The organism is Peteryoungia rhizophila, from assembly GCF_004912145.1.
GTDB lineage: Bacteria > Pseudomonadota > Alphaproteobacteria > Rhizobiales > Rhizobiaceae > Allorhizobium > Allorhizobium rhizophilum.
Genome location: NZ_STGT01000006.1, coordinates 47069 through 63673 on the forward strand (window position 1 = coordinate 47069; position 16605 = coordinate 63673).

The following is a 16605-nucleotide window of genomic DNA, read 5'->3' on the forward strand; positions in this document are numbered from 1 at the left end:
AAAATCAGCCGAGATTGAATTCCTGGAAGAAATCATTGCCCTTGTCGTCTGTGACGATGAAGGCCGGGAAGTCTTCGACCTCGATCTTCCAGACGGCTTCCATGCCCAGTTCTGGATATTCCAGCACCTCGACCTTGCGAATGCAATCCTGGGCGAGACGGGCGGCGGGGCCGCCGATCGAGCCGAGATAGAAGCCGCCATGCGCCTTGCAGGCTTCACGCACGGCGCGCGACCGGTTGCCCTTGGCCAGCATGACCATCGAGCCGCCGAAGGACTGGAACTGGTCGACATAACTGTCCATGCGGCCGGCGGTCGTCGGGCCGAAGGAGCCGGAGGCGTAGCCGGTCGGAGTCTTGGCCGGGCCGGCATAATAGACCGGATGGTTTTTCATGTAGTCGGGCATGCCTTCGCCCTTTTCCAGCCGTTCGCGGATCTTTGAATGGGCGAGGTCGCGGGCGACGATGATCGTGCCGGTCAGCGACAGGCGTGTCTTCACTGGGTGTTTGCTCAGCTCGGCGAGGATGGCACTCATCGGCTGGTTGAGGTCGATCCTGACGACCGAGGAGGACAGCGCGGTGTCGTCGATGTCGGGCATGTATTTCGACGGATCGGTTTCGAGCTGCTCGATATAGATGCCGTCCCGGGTGATCTTGCCCTTCGCCTGGCGGTCTGCGGAACAGCTGACACCGAGGCCGATCGGCAGCGATGCGCCGTGGCGGGGCAGGCGGATGACGCGGACGTCATGACAGAAATACTTGCCGCCGAACTGGGCGCCCACGCCCATCGACTGGGTGAGCTTGTGGATTTCCTGTTCCATCTCGATGTCGCGGAAAGCGTGGCCGCTCTCCGATCCTTCGGTCGGCAGGTCGTCGAGATAGCGCGCCGAGGCGAGCTTGACGGTCTTCAGCGTCATCTCGGCGGAGAGGCCGCCGATGACGATCGCCAGATGGTAGGGGGGACAGGCTGCCGTCCCTAACGTGAGGATCTTCTCCTTGAGGAAGTCGATCATGCGGTCATGGGTCAGGAGCGAGGGCGTGCCCTGGTAGAGGAAGGTCTTGTTTGCCGAGCCGCCGCCCTTTGCCATGAAGAGGAACTTGTAGGCGTCCTCGCCCTCCTCATAGAGGTCGATCTGGGCGGGCAGGTTGGTTTTGGTATTCTTCTCCTCGAACATCTTGATCGGGGCGAGCTGCGAGTAACGCAGGTTTCGGCGCTCATAGGCGTCACGCACGCCTTCAGCCAGCGCGGCGTAATCCTGGCCGTCGGTCCAGACGCGTCGTCCCTTCTTGCCCATCACGATCGCGGTGCCTGTGTCCTGGCACATGGGCAGGATGCCTCCAGCGGCGATGTTGGCGTTCTTCAAGAGGTCGAAGGCGACGAATCGGTCGTTGTCGGTCGCCTCCGGGTCGTCGAGGATCGAGGCGAGCTGCTTCAGGTGGCCGGGGCGCAGGAGATGGTTGATGTCCGACAGCGCGGTTTCGGCCAGCAGGCGCAGGCCTTCGGGCTCTACCGTCAGGATCTCCTGACCCTTGAAGGTCTCGACGGAGACATGGTCGGAGGTGATCTTGCGATAAGGGGTCAGGTCTTCGCCAATTGGGAATAGATCGTCTGCCATCACGGGGCCTTTCGCGGCATAAGCTGGAAATTCCGGTGGTTTACGGGGAAGGGCTTAAGATTTCAATGCGCCGAAAGCCTTAAGCTGCGCGTTGACAGGACAGGTGGCCTTCTGGGAAAGCCCTTCGGGCGGACAGCGTCATCGTGTGCGACAGAGCAGGAGAAAGATACGGCATGCCAATGGACTACGCCAACCGAGCAAGATGGCATCGGTCGATCGTCGCGAAGATTTTCCTGGTCAGTTTCGTCTGCATCCATGTTCCTCTGATTGCGCTTCTGATCAATTTCGGAACAGCGTCGCAGTCCGATGCGCTGACGATCGGCCTCGTCGTGCTCTGCGCCACGCTTGTCGGCACCATTGCCTGTCTGGTGACCATGTGGTGGCTGACGCGGCCGCTGCGCAATCTGGCAATGGCGATCAGCCGCTATCGCACCGGTGGCCCATTCGTGGAGGAACGTCTGAACAAGCATGGCGACGATGAGATCGCCGTCGTGACACGGGCCGTTTGCGGCATGGTCGGCGAGATCTCGGCGCTCGCGGAGCGCATCGAGGGCCAACCGGGGCTCGATCCCCTGACGGGTCTTCTGAACGGCAGTGCCGCCTATGGCATGCAACTCGGCAATCTTGCACGGCAGATCGGTAATCGGGCGGAAATCGTGGTCGCCGTTTTCGAGCTGGAAGCAACCAATGCACCGCTCGTGGGGCATGAGCGCGAGACCATCGATCTCACACTCGTCGCCGTGGGCGACCTCGTGCGCCAGCATTTTTCACCTCGGCCGGTGGCGGCTCGCATGTCCGACACGACTTTCGTGCTCCTCTTTCCTGGCGATGAGCCGTCCGCCGTATCCGCCTGTTGCGAGGCGATCAGGCGCGCCGTGGCCGAACTCGAGGTCGGCCCCCTGGCGCGCGGCAGCCTGCGCGTGACGTTCGGGCTTGCCATTCGCCGCGGCAACGAGGCCATGGCAGACCTGCTGCATCAGGCGGACATGGCACTCTTCCGGGCAAAGGATATCCGCCGCACCGGTCTGGAAGTGCTGCAGCGCTGAGCAGGTGGCGAATGCGGCGGGAGAATTCCGCCGCCGCATGCTATTCCGTCACTGCGGTCCGATCATCAGCTCCGGACGCACGAACTGGTCGAATTCCTCGTTGGAAAGGTAGCCACCGCCAACGGCTTCTTCGCGCAAAGTCGTGCCGTTCTTGTGGGCCGTCTTGGCAATCTTGGCGCAGGTGTCGTAGCCGAGACGACTGTTCAGCGCGGTCACCAGCATGAGCGAGTTCTCGACACCCTTGCGGATGTTGTCCTCCCGGGCCTCGATGCCGACGACGCAATTGTCGGTGAAGGACACAGCGGCGTCGCCCAAGAGCTGGACCGACTGCAGGAAGTTGTAGGCCATCATCGGATTGTAGACATTGAGCTCGAAATGGCCCTGGCTGCCGGCGAAGGTGAGGGCGGCATTGTTGCCGAAGATGTGGGCGCAGACCTGGGTCAGCGCTTCCGACTGGGTCGGGTTGACCTTGCCCGGCATGATCGACGAGCCCGGCTCGTTTTCCGGCAGGGAAAGTTCGCCGAGACCGGCACGGGGGCCGGAGCCGAGGAAGCGGATGTCATTGGCGATCTTGAACAGGGCGGCGGCAGCCGCATTGATGGCGCCATGGGCGAAAACCATGGCGTCATGGGCGGCCAGCGCCTCGAACTTGTTCGGTGCGGTGACGAAGGGCAGGGCGGTTATCTTCGAGATCTCCTCGGCAACCTTTTCGGCGAAGCCAATGGGTGCGTTCAACCCGGTACCGACAGCGGTCCCGCCCTGGGCGAGTTCGTAAAGGCCCGGAAGGGTCAGCTCGATCCGCTTCATCGACGAGGCGACCTGGGCGGCGTAACCGCCGAATTCCTGGCCGAGAGTGAGGGGCGTCGCATCCTGGGTATGGGTGCGGCCGATCTTGATGATGTGGTCGAAGGCCTTCGCCTTGGCGTCGAGGGCCGCGTGCAGGTGCTTCAGGGCCGGCAGCAGGTGATGGACGACATGTTCGGCGGCAGCGATGTGCATGGCCGTCGGATAGGTGTCGTTCGACGACTGGCTCATGTTGACGTGGTCGTTGGGATGAACCGGCTTCTTGGAGCCCATTTCACCGCCGAGCATCTCGATCGCGCGGTTGGAGATCACTTCGTTGGCGTTCATGTTGGACTGGGTGCCGGAGCCGGTCTGCCAGACGACGAGCGGGAAATGCTCGTTCAGCTTGCCCTCGATCACTTCCTGAGCGGCCGCGACGATCGGGTCGCCAATGGCGGGATCGAGCTTGCCGAGCGCCATATTTGCACGGGCCGCTGCCTGCTTCACGATGCCGAGTGCGCGGACGACCGGCAGAGGCTGCTTTTCCCAGCCGATCTTGAAGTTGCCGAGTGAGCGCTCAGCCTGGGCTCCCCAATAGCGGTCGGAGGCGACCTCGATCGGGCCGAAAGTGTCGGTTTCTGTACGGTTTGTCATCTGGTGTCCTGCCTTTGACGGTGGCTCTGGCTGGTGATGCGAATTGGTCCTGCATTTAGGTTCTCGCAGGCTGCATGCAAGCCAATCAGCTTAATATGATAAGTCGTATCAGGTATTTCGTCGGCGTGTCGATATGCCCGTTCCTGTTCTGCAGCTGTGTCGTTTTCAGCACGTGTCACGACAAATTGTCCGCGGATTTCTGGGGGCATGCTGCGCGGCACTTTGCACGGCTCGTTAACGTCAATCAAAATTTAACGAATATTTCCATTTAGTTTGCGTCGAAGCGGTGTCTCCGTTCGGGCGTCGGTTCACACTAAGTTGACGCCGCTGGGCGGAGGGCTATGTCACCGTTCAACTTTTCAATGAAAAGCCGATGGGCTAGTGATCCGCGCGACACATGCATCGTGCCGCGAGTCCGTCGGGACTTCGACCGGGAAATGGAATAGAGAATGACGAGAACGACAAAATTCGCAGTCACCGCGCTGCTCGCTGCAACGACTGCGGTCGGGACCTTGCCGGGTGAGGCCACTGCCACGACGCTTCTCGATCTGCTCCGTGGCGGACCTGGCCGACAGGCAAAACAGCAGTCCGCTCCAGCTTCTCTGGAACAACAAGCCCGTGGTGGCCTCGAAATGGGGGATCCCGAGCCGCTTCCGAAGGTCGCAGGCCCGCAGTATTACACCTACAAGCCGGAGGCGCAGCGCGCCATCAAGATCAAGCTTCCTGTGTCGGAACCGGTTGCAGGCTCCGCGGAAGCTGAGGCGACGCCGGAAGTGCTGGGCGCACGCCGTTTCCTTTCGGATGTTTCCGTTCGGGCCACCGACGAGGTCGCAAAGACGGTCGAGGCCTATTACAGCAATCTCAACAAGCCGCTGATCTGGACCGACGGCGAGGGCATTTCCGAGCGTGGCCGTGCGATGATCGAGGCGCTCGCCTCGGTTGACGTGGTGGGTCTTTCGCCCGACGACTATGCCGTCACCATGCCGTCCGAGACTGTCGATCCGGCCGATCCGGAGAAGCGCCAGCGCGAGCTCACCGCATTTGAAGTCGCGCTTTCCGCCAAGGTCTTGACCTATGTGCAGGACACGACGCGTGGCCGGATCGATCCCAACAAGATCTCCGGCTACTACGACTTCAAGCGCAAGGGCGTGAACCTCGCTCCCGTCCTCGACATGCTGCGGATGAGCCCCGATGTCGCCGCCTATCTGCGCAACCGCGATCCGAAGAGCCCGCAGTTCGTTGCTCTGCGTGACGAGCTTGCGCGTCTCCGGGCCGAGGATGCCGAGGCCTCGACACAGCAGATCACGATCGCGCCAGGCACGCTGCTGAAGCCGGGGCAGACCAATCCGGAGCTGGCCAATGTTGTGGGCGCCCTGAAGCAGGTTGCATCCGACGCCGTGCTGACCGGTCATGCGGCCACGCTTGCTGCTTATACCAACACTCCGGAATACACGCCCGAACTGGTGGCACTCATCGAAGCTTTCCAGGAGGAGAAAGGGCTGAAGCCGGATGGTGTCGTCGGTCCGGCGACGATCCGTGCCATGACCGGGCACAGCAATGCCGAGAAGATCGCCAAGCTGCAGGTCGCCTTGGAAGCAGTGCGTTGGCTGCCGGCCGACCTCGGCTCGCGGTATGTCTTCATCAACTCCCCATCCTTCCGTGCCTCCTACTTCAACGAAAGCAAGGAACAGCTCTCGATGCGGGTGGTGGTCGGCTCCAAGGCGAACCAGACCTATTTCTTCCAGGACCAGATCCAGACCGTCGAGTTCAATCCCTATTGGGGCGTGCCGAAGTCGATCATCGTCAACGAGATGCTGCCCAAGCTCCGGGCCGACCCGTCCTATCTCGACCGGCTCGGTTACGAGGTGTCCTATGGTGGGCGCAAGGTGGCTTCAAGCCAAGTGAACTGGAACGTCACCCATGCCGTCGACGTGCGTCAGCCGCCGGGTGGCGACAATGCGCTTGGCGAACTCAAGATCCTCTTCCCGAACGAACATGCCATCTACATGCATGACACGCCGTCGAAGAGCTATTTCAACCGGGACATGCGGGCGCTCAGCCATGGTTGCGTGCGTCTGGCCGAGCCGCGCGTGATGGCGGCAGCCGTCATGGGCACGACGGTCGAGGAGATTGGCAAGCAGATCGCATCCGGCCAGAACCGGGCGGTCCAGGTGCCGCAGAAGATCCCGGTCTATGTGTCCTATTTCACGGCCTGGCCGAACAAGGACGGTGTCATCGAGTATTTCGATGATGTCTACGGCCGTGACAACCACACTGCGAAGGCCTTCAAGGCGACGACGGATGCACGCGCGCCGCGCGCCTGATCTGACCAACGCGTTCCGATAATCGAGAATGGCGGGCCACTGGTCCGCCATTTTGCGTTCGAGATGTGTTCAGCGGGTCAGCCGCTCGACAAGCTCGATGGTGAGTTCGTCGAAATGTCCGATCACATGCGAGGCGCCGAGGTCTTCCACCGGGACGTCCGAATAGCCGAACGGCACGGCGATCGACGGGATGTTGCCGTTTCGGGCCGCCAGGATGTCGTTGATGCTGTCGCCGATCATCAGAACCTTGTCGGGCGCGCCACCGGCGCGCTCCACGGTGGCAAGGATATGCGCCGGGTCCGGCTTGCGGAAGGCGAAAGTATCGCCGCCGGCAATGGCGTCGAAATAGCCGGTCAGGTGGAGGCGCTCGATCAGGGGAAGCGCCAATCGCTCCATCTTGTTGGTGCAGACTGCCATCCTGAAGCCGGCCGAACGCAGTCGGTCCAGTGCTTCGACAAGGCCGGGATAGGGATGGCTCTTGCCGGGCATGCCGGCCTCGTAATGATCGATGAAGCGATCGAGCAGGGCGGGGATCTCGTCTTCTGCCAGCGGCGCTCCACGCAGGGCAAAGGCGCGCTGGATCATCACGCGTGCGCCCTGACCGACGAGATGGGTCAGATCCTCATAACCGACCGGGGGAAGATCGCGTGCAGCAATCGTGTGGTTCAGGCTCTCGACAAGATCCGGTGCCGTATCGATCAGGGTTCCGTCGAGGTCAAAGACGATGGTGGTGGCGGTCAACACAGCACTCCCTGATATGGTCAGATCTGTGGTCGGGGTTATGGGAAATCCTCTGAAAAGGCAACGCTGCATGGCGATGCAGGGCTTTCACTCCGTAATGGAGGCGTGTAAACAGCATCCAACGAAATGACGGGAGCTTTCGGCGCATGGACGCCCGCGAAATGAAGATCAAGGCCGCTGCTGCGGCGCTGGAACATGTCGAAGACGGCATGCGTCTCGGGATCGGAACCGGTTCGACGGCAGAAGAATTCGTCCGCCTGCTGGCGGAAAAAGTCGCCGCCGGGCTGAAGGTGCAGGGCGTGCCGACGTCCGAGCGTACAGCGCGCCTTTGCCTGGAACTCGGCGTACCGCTGAAATCGCTGGACGAACTGCCCGAACTCGACCTGACCATAGACGGTGCCGATGAGATCGATGGCGGCTTTCGGCTGATCAAGGGCGGCGGCGGCGCGCTCCTGCGTGAAAAGATCGTCGCTGCGGCTTCGAAGCGCATGATCGTGATTGCCGACGAGACGAAGCTGGTCGATACGCTCGGCGCCTTTCCATTGCCGATCGAGATCAATCCGTTCGGCCAGGCCTCGACCCGGCTTGCTATCGAACGGCTGGCAACCGATCTCGGTCTCAGCGGGCCGATGAAACTTCGGACCCGTTCCGACGAAAGCCTGTTCATGACGGACGGCGGACACCTCATTCTCGACGCATCTTTTGGCCGCATTCCTGATGCAGACGCACTGGCAAGCCGGCTCAATCAAATCCCCGGCGTGGTGGAACACGGCCTTTTCATAAACTTGGCATCGCTCGCGATCATCGCCGGACCGGCGGGTGCACGGGTGATGGAGCCGAAGAACTAACAGGAGCATAGAATTTCATGATCAGCTTTACGGGTATGGGCCGCCTGGCCTCGATCGCCGTGATCGCCGGCAGCGTGATGCTGGGAGCAGTTTCCGCCAAGGCACAGGACGTGCCGGCCGAGCACTTGCAGGCAGCACGCGATGCGATCAGCGCACTCGGCGTCACCAATCGCTTCGACGCCATTCTGCCCAACATCATGGACCGCCTGACGGCTCAGCTCATTCAGGCCTATCCGAACCTGCAGGACATCATCTCTGTCAAGGTCGAGGAAGAGGCCCTCAAGCTCGCTGCTCGCCGTGCCGACCTGGAACGTGAAGCAGCGCTCGTCTATGCCAAGGCCTTCACGGCTGATGAACTGAACCAGATCACGGCGTTCTACGGTAGCGAAACCGGCAAGAAGCTTTTGAAGGACGGCCCGATCGCGACACGCGAACTGCTGAAGGCTGCCGATATCTGGACCGCCGGCATCGCCCGCGATCTCGAACAGCAGGCCAATGCCGCCTTGCTTGCCCAGGTGCAGGCCGAGCAGCCGGCAGCAGCCGAAGCGCCGCAGCCGTAACACGATCCGTATTGGATTTTCGAGCCCGGGCGTCGTCCCGGGCTTTTCTTTTTGTGGTTCCGCCTCCTATATCAGGCGCAGTTGCAGCAAGCGCCCGATCGGGCAAGGAGATCCCATGAGCCAGTACGATTATGACCTCTTCGTCATCGGCGGCGGCTCAGGCGGGGTCCGCGCCGCGCGCGTGGCGGCTTCGCTCGGCAAGAAGGTGGCGATCGCGGAAGAATACCGTTTCGGCGGAACCTGCGTCATCAGAGGCTGTGTGCCGAAGAAACTGTTCGTCTATGCCTCGCAGTTCCACGAACATTTCGAGGACGCTGCCGGCTACGGCTGGACCGTGGGCAAGAGCTCGTTCGACTGGCCGTCGCTGATCGCCGCCAAGGACAAGGAAATCGACCGTCTGGAAGGCCTCTACCGCAAGGGGCTCGACGGCGCCGGTGTGGAGATCCTGGAGACGCGCGCCGAGCTCACAGGTCCGCATGGCATCCGACTGGTCAAGAGCGGCAGGCAAGTCACGGCCGAACGGATCATCGTTGCCGTTGGCGGTGCGCCGAACCCGCATGCGGCGCTGCCGGGATATGAGCATTGCATATCCTCCAATGAGGCCTTTCATCTCGAAACACTGCCGCGGTCGATCCTGATTGCGGGCGGCGGTTATATCGCGGTGGAATTCGCCAACATCTTCCACGGGCTGGGTGTCGAGACGACCTTGATCTATCGCGGGGCGGAGATCCTCAGCCGCTTCGATCAGGACATGCGCCGTGGGTTGCACGAGGCCATGGTGGCCAAGGGTATCCGCATCCTTTGCCACGACCATGTTCAGAAGGTGTCGAAGTCAGCTGCGGGCAATCTCGACGTCGAGACGATCAACAACGGCCGTCTGGTCGTCGAGCAGGTCATGCTGGCGCTCGGTCGCGACCCGAACACCACAGGGCTCGGGCTCGAAGCCGCGGGCGTCGAGACGAACGAACGTGGTGCGATCGTGGTCGATCAGTATTCTCGCACGAACGTGCCGAGCATTTTCGCGCTCGGTGACGTGACTGATCGCGTGCAGCTCACGCCTGTCGCGATCCACGAGGCGATGTGTTTTATCGAGACGGAGTTCAAGAACAACCCGACTTCGCCGGACCACGAACTGATCGCGACGGCGGTCTTCTCGCAGCCGGAGATCGGCACGGTCGGCCTTTCCGAAGAGGCCGCCGCGAAGAAATTCGAGGAGATCGAGGTCTATCGCGCGCAGTTCCGGCCGATGAAGGCGACCCTCTCGGGCCGGGCGGAAAAGATGATCATGAAGCTGATCGTCAATGCTGCCGACCGCAAGGTCGTCGGTGCCCATATCCTCGGCCATGACGCCGGCGAAATGGCCCAGTTGCTCGGGATCACGCTGAAGGCCGGCTGCACCAAGGATGACTTCGACCGCACCATGGCCGTCCATCCGACGGCTGCGGAAGAACTGGTGACCATGTACAATCCGAGCTACCGGGTGCGGAACGGAGAGCGGGTCTGACCCGCCACCGTGTTACCGGTCGACACGCGCGATTGCAGGCGGGCCTCGGGTGAAGGTCCGCCGACTGCACTCAGAATTTCGAGATGAGATCCAGACCCAGAACCGGTGCCGAAAGTGCCGCGAGTGTCAGCAGCGAGAGCAGGCAGATACGGAGCCTGCGGTTTTTGCGGGTTTGTACGCCAGTCCAATCATACGCCATCACACGATCCTCATGATCAACGCGGGAAGTCTGAAACACTTCCCGAACACAACGCTACGCCCCCATGGATCGAGGTAGAGGGCGAGGCTTGCGCGGAGCTTGCCTTTGGCCGGCGCGGACAAACGCCGCTCATGAGCGAGGTGTGTCTGCAGCATCATGCTGTCACGTAGCGTCTGCTTTGCAAGGCAATGCTGAAGGGTGGCCGGATTGCGGGCTGTGAATTGTGTGGGTAACCGTGGTGCAGTGCGGTAGGTCAGGTCTGCTTGATCCAGTCGATCGCGGGTTCCCACAGCGTATCCCGGAAGGCCGAGCGGAAGAAACCCAAATGGCCGACGGGCCCGCCGGCCTCGGTCGGAGACATCCAGCGGATTTCCGTCGGCGCGCGGGTGTAGTATTTCAGCAGGGCATGCTGTGCCTTCGGCGTGCCCCAGGGATCGTCGGTCAGACCGATGGCGAGAATAGGCGTTTCGACCTCTGCAAAACGGCGGGCTGCATCCATCGTCGGATCGGCGAAGAAGTAGTCGGGATGCCGGCCCCATCGCGCCCATTCGCGAAAGACACTGCCGGGCAAGGTTTGACCGAGGCCTATCCGGCCGGGCACCTTGCCGAGCAAGGCAGCGAGCGGCACGCCGACGAGGTTCATCTGGCTGAAGACGCGGAAACGCGGTTTTGTATTGCCCCAATATCCGGTCATGGTTGCCACCATCAGGTAGCGGGAAAAACGATCGGATCGGCCTCCCAGCGCAAGAACCTGGCCGCCGAAGGATTGCCCGATGCCCACCATGCGGTGATCCGGAGCTTCCTGTTCCAGCCGGTGAAGGGCGGCCGGCATGTCGAAATGTGCCCAGTCGCGCATCAGGAGTGGCCGCTTCCAGGACCGCGGCGCCTGGGAGGCTGCAACGCCGCGATAGTCATAGATGAGCGCGGCCCGGAAACCATGCTGCGCCACGAGATGCTCTGCGAATTTGGAGTAGAAGCCGCGCGGCACCGCGGCAGCCGATGAAATCAGGGCGAGGGGGCCATCGCCCGAGCCGCGCATAAGCGTGCCATGCAGAGGAAAGCGGTCCGCCGCCTCGAAGGTGATTTCCAATCGTTCTACGTGTGGCAGTGTCATTCCTAACCTCCCGTTTAGGATCGCAGCGCTCAGATTACGTTTACGTGCAGGTAAATTCAACAGCCGGTTGGAAACACGCGAGGCGAAGCCTCTGTCCAACCGACACATTCTTCGTCTTTGCTGGAGGTTCATGACCATCCAAAGGGCCTAAACTACGCCTTTCCAAGCGATGATTAACCGTTTATAAGCCCCCATCCGATGCGGCCGGGAGGTTGCCGCAACTAGTTGAGACAGGTGACGACGATGGCGCAGAATTGGACCCCGAGCAGCTGGAGACAGAAGCCGATCAAGCAGGTTCCGGCCTATCCGGACCTCGACGTATTGAAGGCAGCCGAGCAGCAGCTTTCGACCTATCCGCCGCTGGTTTTTGCGGGCGAGGCGCGCCGCCTGAAGAAGTCGCTTGCCCAGGTCGCAGAAGGCGAGGCCTTCCTGCTACAGGGCGGTGACTGCGCCGAGAGCTTCGCCGAGCATGGTGCCGACAACATCCGCGACTTCTTCCGTGCCTTCCTGCAGATGGCCGTCGTCCTGACGTTTGGCGCGCAGCTCCCCGTCGTGAAGGTCGGGCGCATCGCCGGCCAGTTCGCCAAGCCCCGCTCTTCCGACATGGAAAAGATTGGTGACGTCGAGCTGCCGAGCTACCGTGGCGACATCATCAACGGTATCGAATTCACCGAAGACGCGCGGATCCCGAATCCGGAACGCCAGCTGATGGCCTATCGCCAGTCGGCCGCGACCTTGAACCTGCTGCGCGCCTTCGCCATGGGTGGTTATGCCAACCTGGAAAACGTGCACCAGTGGATGCTCGGTTTCATCAAGGATAGCCCGCAGGCCGAGCGCTACCGCAAGCTCGCCGACCGCATTTCCGAAACCATGGACTTCATGAAGGCCGTGGGTATTACCTCGGAGAACAATCCGAGCCTGCGCGAGACCGATTTCTTCACCAGCCATGAAGCTCTGCTTCTCGGTTATGAAGAAGCACTGACGCGTGTGGATTCGACCTCTGGCGACTGGTACGCGACCTCCGGCCACATGATCTGGATCGGTGACCGCACGCGCCAGGCGGACCATGCGCATCTCGAATACTGCCGCGGGATCAAGAACCCGATCGGTCTGAAGTGTGGCCCTTCGCTGCAGGCGGACGACCTGTTGAACCTCATCGACATCCTCAACCCGCAGAACGAAGCCGGTCGCTTGACGCTGATCTGCCGCTTCGGCCACGACAAGGTCGCCGAGCACCTGCCGCGTCTCATTCGCGCCGTCGAGCGCGAAGGCCGCAAGGTCGTGTGGTCCTGTGATCCGATGCATGGCAACACGATCACGCTCAACAACTACAAGACCCGTCCGTTCGAGCGGATCCTGTCGGAAGTCGAGAGCTTCTTCCAGATTCACCGTGCCGAAGGCTCGCATCCGGGCGGCATCCACATCGAGATGACGGGCAAGGATGTGACCGAGTGCACCGGCGGCGCGCGCGCCGTGACCGGCAACGATCTCGGCGATCGTTACCACACCCATTGCGATCCGCGTCTCAATGCCGACCAGGCACTCGAACTCGCCTTCCTGCTCGCCGAGCGGATGAAGAGCGGCCGCGACGAGAAGCGCATGATGGTTGCCAACGGCTGAAACATAAGTTCAGCATTCCGAGTTTGACGACCGGGCGGGCTTCAACGAAGCTCGCCCGGTTCTCGTTTCGGAGGTGAGCATGACGGAAGACAAGATAGGACGCTGCCTGTGTGGTGCGGTGACGATCACGGTTCGGGGCAAACTCGGGCCGGTCAGCTATTGCCACTGCACGCAATGCCGGCGGCAGACCGGCCTTTACTACGCCACAACGGATGCTGCCCTGAGCGAGATCGAGATCACCGGGCGCGACAGGATCGGGGCCTACAGGGCGAGCCCCGACGCCGAGCGGGCCTTCTGCCGCGACTGCGGCTCACCGCTCTACTGGAAGGCGGATGGCGAGCCGCGGATTTCGCTGATGGCCGGGCTCTTTCCCAATTCGACGGGATTGAAGGGTGGTTACCACATCTATTGCGCCGACAAGGGCGACTTCTACGAGATCAATGACGGCTTGCCGCAATATTCGGCCAGCAGCAGTTGATGCGCTTTACGCGGCGGCCGCTTCTTCCGTCTTGATGCCCAGCTGTGCCAGCGCCTGATGGTAGGATCGGTCGATGGCGGCGAATTTGGCGGATTGCCAAGTGAAATAGTCTTCGACAAAGCTGATGGAGAGCAGCAGTTCGCCTCGGCGACGCGGTTGCTCCCAAGAGAGCAGGCCGTCTGTTTCGGCCTTCTTGAACATGCGTTTCAGGTTTGTCGTGGAGACCTGATAGGTCTCGCTGAGCTCTACCAGCGTCACGGGTCCGCAGGAGATGGTGGGTGCGGTGCGGTTCACATCGTCGAGGCGCGCGAAGAGGTCGTGGAGGATGATGCCGCCGAGATCGGACCAGAGGAAATGGCCGATCGATTCCGGTGGTTCCAGCCAGAGGGGATCCGATACCATGATGTCGGCGCCGATGGGCTGAGCGATCAGGAAGATCCTCTCCTCGGCCAGCGACGTCATTTCGCGATTGCCGCCATCGAGGCGGTCGAGGCAGGCGAGGTGGCCGTTGAACCAGCTGCGCAGTCCATTGAGGCTGAGTTTCGTCGGCTCCAGAACGCGGACCCGCTTGTCCGGCACGTCTGGCACGTCCCGCAGGAACTTGTAGGCGACCAGTTCGCTGAGGTAAGCCGTGGCAGTATTGCGACTGGCAGCGCCCAGACGCATTACGGTCTCAACGAAGCGCGTTGCCGTCAGCCCGGACAGCGGATCCTTATCGGTCCGGCGAAGGGCCAGCGCGAAGACTGACTGCGTCATCAGCCACTTGCGGTGGGAAGCCTTGAGGCGGGACATGCGCGGGGTCCGCATGTGGATGCCGATGAGATGCTGCGCGATCTGCTTCTCGATGGCTGGAAAAAGGGGATGTGCTGCAATATCAGCACGCTTCATCATCGGCATGGCAATAGCTCGGCTCAAAACTTCCAATGTCATCAAGGACTTCGGCCAACTGATCGGCGGCGCCAAGAACAGTTGCAGTAAATACCGTCAAGCGGTTCGAAAGGGTGAACAAAAAAAGTCTACGCCAAATATGGGGAGGGCTGCAATAGCACAGGCCCGCCAAAAACATGTTTATGGATAATCGTGATCGGAAGCCGCGGCTGCTCAGCTGCTGGGTTCAGCCTGCAGACGGTTGGCCTGTTCGGGGAAGAAGTTCTGCATTCCGTATCCCTCGCCGAACATGACATCGTGCTGCAGCAGCCGGTAGTCGCGGATCAGAGGGTCGACCCGGCCGGACAGCGCCCAGTCGGCCTCAGCCTTGTTGTTGCGACCGATGAGTTGATGCCGGTCGATGACCGAATAGCGTTCTGCGACCCGACCCAGCATGCCCGTATAATAGGGATGGCGATAGCCGGCCATGCGGACGATGTAGTAGGGCAGCTGCGAAGGGCTCACAGAGCCAATGTCCTTCTGTACGCCACGTTTGGACGACCAGACGACGAGCGGCGTCTCGTGCTCGCGCTTCATGGTCTCAACAGATGCCTTGCGCGTCGCGACTACGTTGGCCATGTAGCCGCTCTCGGTGTAGACGGTATGCAACGGTGGCAGGTGGTCCCCAAAGACGACGATGATCGTCTCGCGACGCCGCTTTTTTGCCCAGTCCATCAGTGCCTTCAGGCTGTGATCGGCTTCCTTCACGCCCTGCGAATAGGTCGCGAGTGCATTGGCATTGGCGTCCGAGAGTGTCGGCGCATCCACCTCGATGGTGTTCTTTACGTAGCGGTTGCGCTCGTAGGGACCATGACCTTGCAAGGTGACGGCAAAGAAGAAGAACGGTTCCTCCGTATTGTCCGCTTCGTTGATGATGTAGCGGGTCAGCGACTCGTCGGAGGCAAAGATGCCGCGCTTGTCCATGGCCGGCATGTTCTCCTCGGAGTGGAACTCGCGGAAGCCGAGCGATTGATAGACATTGGTGCGGTTCCAGAACCAGCCCTGGAAGGGGTGGAAAGCCTTGGTCACATAGCCCTTGGACTCAAAGAAGGTTGCCAGCGACGGGACCGGACGGCGGATGTATTGCTGATAGGGAATGCTGCCATAGGGCAGGAAGGCATTCGAGAAGCCGGTCAGTGCCTCGAACTCGACATTTGCGGTCATGCCACCGAATTCGGGCGAGAAGACCTGCCCGGACCGAGCGGCGCGGATTGTCGGCATGGGGTCGGCCGAGTAGCGGATGCTGCTCATCTTGGTCGGATCCCAGAGCGACTCGCTCATCACCACGATCACGTCGGCTTGGCGTCCTGAGAAGAAGGAGGCGGGCAGGAGGTCGGTCTGCAGATCGGTGATCGCGACATTGCTGTAGCCAGCAGGTGCGCTGATGGTCGCCATCGGCACATTGAAGATGAATGCCAGCAGGAAGCCGTTGTGCCGGTAGTTTTCCTTCTGGTCCCACATCATCGGCACGATGTTGAGGCGATCGCGGATGGCGGAAAAGGCCATAGGGTCCATCAGTGAAATGAACCCGGCGAGCAGGGGAAAGGAGAGGGCAAGACGCAAACCCCGGCCCGTGAGGTTCAGGCGCGGGAAGATCTTGCGGCTCTTCCAGATCAGCGCCACAAAACCCACGCAGAAAACGAGGCTGCCGGCGGCCAGGGCAACAGCTTTCATGGGTTCGGCCGCAACCATCGCCGGCAGAAGCTGCATGATTTGGCGGCCGAACAGAAGGTCGCTCGGGAAAAGCGGGTCCGACAGGAAAAGCTGCTTCTGTCCCGAGAAGAAAGCGGGCAATAGAGCCAGAGGCGCGACAAAGAGTGCCGACTGATAGGCCTTGCCGAAGATGGCGTCAGCAAAGACCAGGATCAGAAACGTTATGCCCACCGCCACGAGGCCAGGACGGCTCGATGAGGTCATATACTCGACCACGTCGACCATTGTGCCGCGTGCGAGGACTTCACTCACAGCGACGATCGCAGCCGCGATCAGCGCTGTGTTGATCGACTGGACGAGCAGTTGAACAGCCCAAGAGGTGCCGAAGTCCCGTTCGCGGGTCGCGCCAAAGGCGTTGAATATGTTCGCGACAAGCGATTTCGGGTTGGTCTGGACCACGTCGAACTCCAGGCAGGGGCAAGTGTCATGAAAGCTTCGCATAGGTGTCACACAAACGTCATGAATGCTACATGAACCGCGGC

At 61.3% G+C, this 16605-nt stretch carries 14 protein-coding genes; 7 read left to right on the top strand and 7 right to left on the bottom strand.

What is annotated here, in order from left to right:
* Positions 1-4: 4 nt before the first annotated feature.
* Positions 5-1612, bottom strand: a complete 1608-nt coding sequence (locus tag E9677_RS21465; protein ID WP_136560103.1) for a fumarate hydratase — start codon at positions 1610-1612, stop codon at positions 5-7.
* Positions 1613-1785: 173 nt separating this feature from the next.
* On the opposite strand from E9677_RS21465, the gene E9677_RS21470 reads away from it, so the two are divergent.
* Entirely contained in the window at positions 1786-2658 is an 873-nt protein-coding gene (locus E9677_RS21470) for a GGDEF domain-containing protein (RefSeq protein WP_136560104.1), read from the top strand.
* A 48-nt stretch (positions 2659-2706) separates the two neighbouring features.
* On the opposite strand, the gene fumC is transcribed toward E9677_RS21470, so the two are convergent.
* Positions 2707-4095, bottom strand: a complete 1389-nt coding sequence (fumC, locus tag E9677_RS21475; RefSeq protein WP_136560105.1) for a class II fumarate hydratase — start codon at positions 4093-4095, stop codon at positions 2707-2709.
* 449 nt (positions 4096-4544) lie between these two features.
* Between fumC and E9677_RS21480 the strand changes: the two genes are divergently transcribed.
* The gene (locus tag E9677_RS21480) at positions 4545-6419 is read left to right on the top strand and encodes a L,D-transpeptidase family protein (RefSeq protein ID WP_136560106.1); all 1875 of its coding nucleotides are present in this window, start codon (positions 4545-4547) and stop codon (positions 6417-6419) included.
* Between the two features lie 69 nt (positions 6420-6488).
* Here the strand turns inward: E9677_RS21480 and E9677_RS21485 are convergent, their stop codons facing one another.
* Positions 6489-7160 carry an HAD family hydrolase gene (locus E9677_RS21485; protein WP_235883063.1) on the bottom strand — a complete coding sequence of 224 codons (672 nt, stop codon included), beginning with the start codon at positions 7158-7160 and terminating at the stop codon, positions 6489-6491.
* Positions 7161-7306: 146 nt separating this feature from the next.
* On the opposite strand from E9677_RS21485, the gene rpiA reads away from it, so the two are divergent.
* The 3 genes from rpiA (at position 7307) to gor (ending at position 10072) form a co-directional block, all read left to right on the top strand.
* Entirely contained in the window at positions 7307-8008 is a 702-nt protein-coding gene (gene rpiA, locus E9677_RS21490) for a ribose-5-phosphate isomerase RpiA (protein ID WP_136560109.1), read from the top strand.
* Between the two features lie 17 nt (positions 8009-8025).
* The gene (locus E9677_RS21495; protein ID WP_136560110.1) at positions 8026-8568 is read left to right on the top strand and encodes a DUF2059 domain-containing protein; all 543 of its coding nucleotides are present in this window, start codon (positions 8026-8028) and stop codon (positions 8566-8568) included.
* A 115-nt stretch (positions 8569-8683) separates the two neighbouring features.
* Positions 8684-10072: a glutathione-disulfide reductase gene (gene gor, locus E9677_RS21500; RefSeq protein WP_136560111.1), complete on the top strand. Its 1389-nt coding sequence runs from the start codon at positions 8684-8686 to the stop codon at positions 10070-10072.
* A 70-nt stretch (positions 10073-10142) separates the two neighbouring features.
* Here gor and E9677_RS25765 read toward each other — a convergent pair whose 3' ends face one another.
* Complete coding sequence (locus E9677_RS25765; RefSeq protein ID WP_268960320.1) at positions 10143-10271, bottom strand: hypothetical protein; 129 nt, start codon at positions 10269-10271, stop codon at positions 10143-10145.
* 253 nt (positions 10272-10524) lie between these two features.
* Positions 10525-11385 carry an alpha/beta hydrolase family protein gene (locus E9677_RS21505; protein WP_136560112.1) on the bottom strand — a complete coding sequence of 287 codons (861 nt, stop codon included), beginning with the start codon at positions 11383-11385 and terminating at the stop codon, positions 10525-10527.
* Between the two features lie 243 nt (positions 11386-11628).
* Here E9677_RS21505 and E9677_RS21510 point away from each other — a divergent pair, with 243 nt between their 5' ends.
* The gene (locus E9677_RS21510; protein ID WP_136560113.1) at positions 11629-13005 is read left to right on the top strand and encodes a class II 3-deoxy-7-phosphoheptulonate synthase; all 1377 of its coding nucleotides are present in this window, start codon (positions 11629-11631) and stop codon (positions 13003-13005) included.
* A 79-nt stretch (positions 13006-13084) separates the two neighbouring features.
* Entirely contained in the window at positions 13085-13483 is a 399-nt protein-coding gene (locus E9677_RS21515) for a GFA family protein (protein WP_136560114.1), read from the top strand.
* A 6-nt stretch (positions 13484-13489) separates the two neighbouring features.
* Here the strand turns inward: E9677_RS21515 and E9677_RS21520 are convergent, their stop codons facing one another.
* Positions 13490-14413, bottom strand: coding sequence for a hypothetical protein (locus E9677_RS21520; protein WP_235883064.1), 924 nt, complete (start codon positions 14411-14413; stop codon positions 13490-13492).
* 171 nt (positions 14414-14584) lie between these two features.
* Positions 14585-16522, bottom strand: a complete 1938-nt coding sequence (locus tag E9677_RS21525; protein ID WP_235883065.1) for an LTA synthase family protein — start codon at positions 16520-16522, stop codon at positions 14585-14587.
* Between the last annotated feature and the right edge of the window lie 83 nt (positions 16523-16605).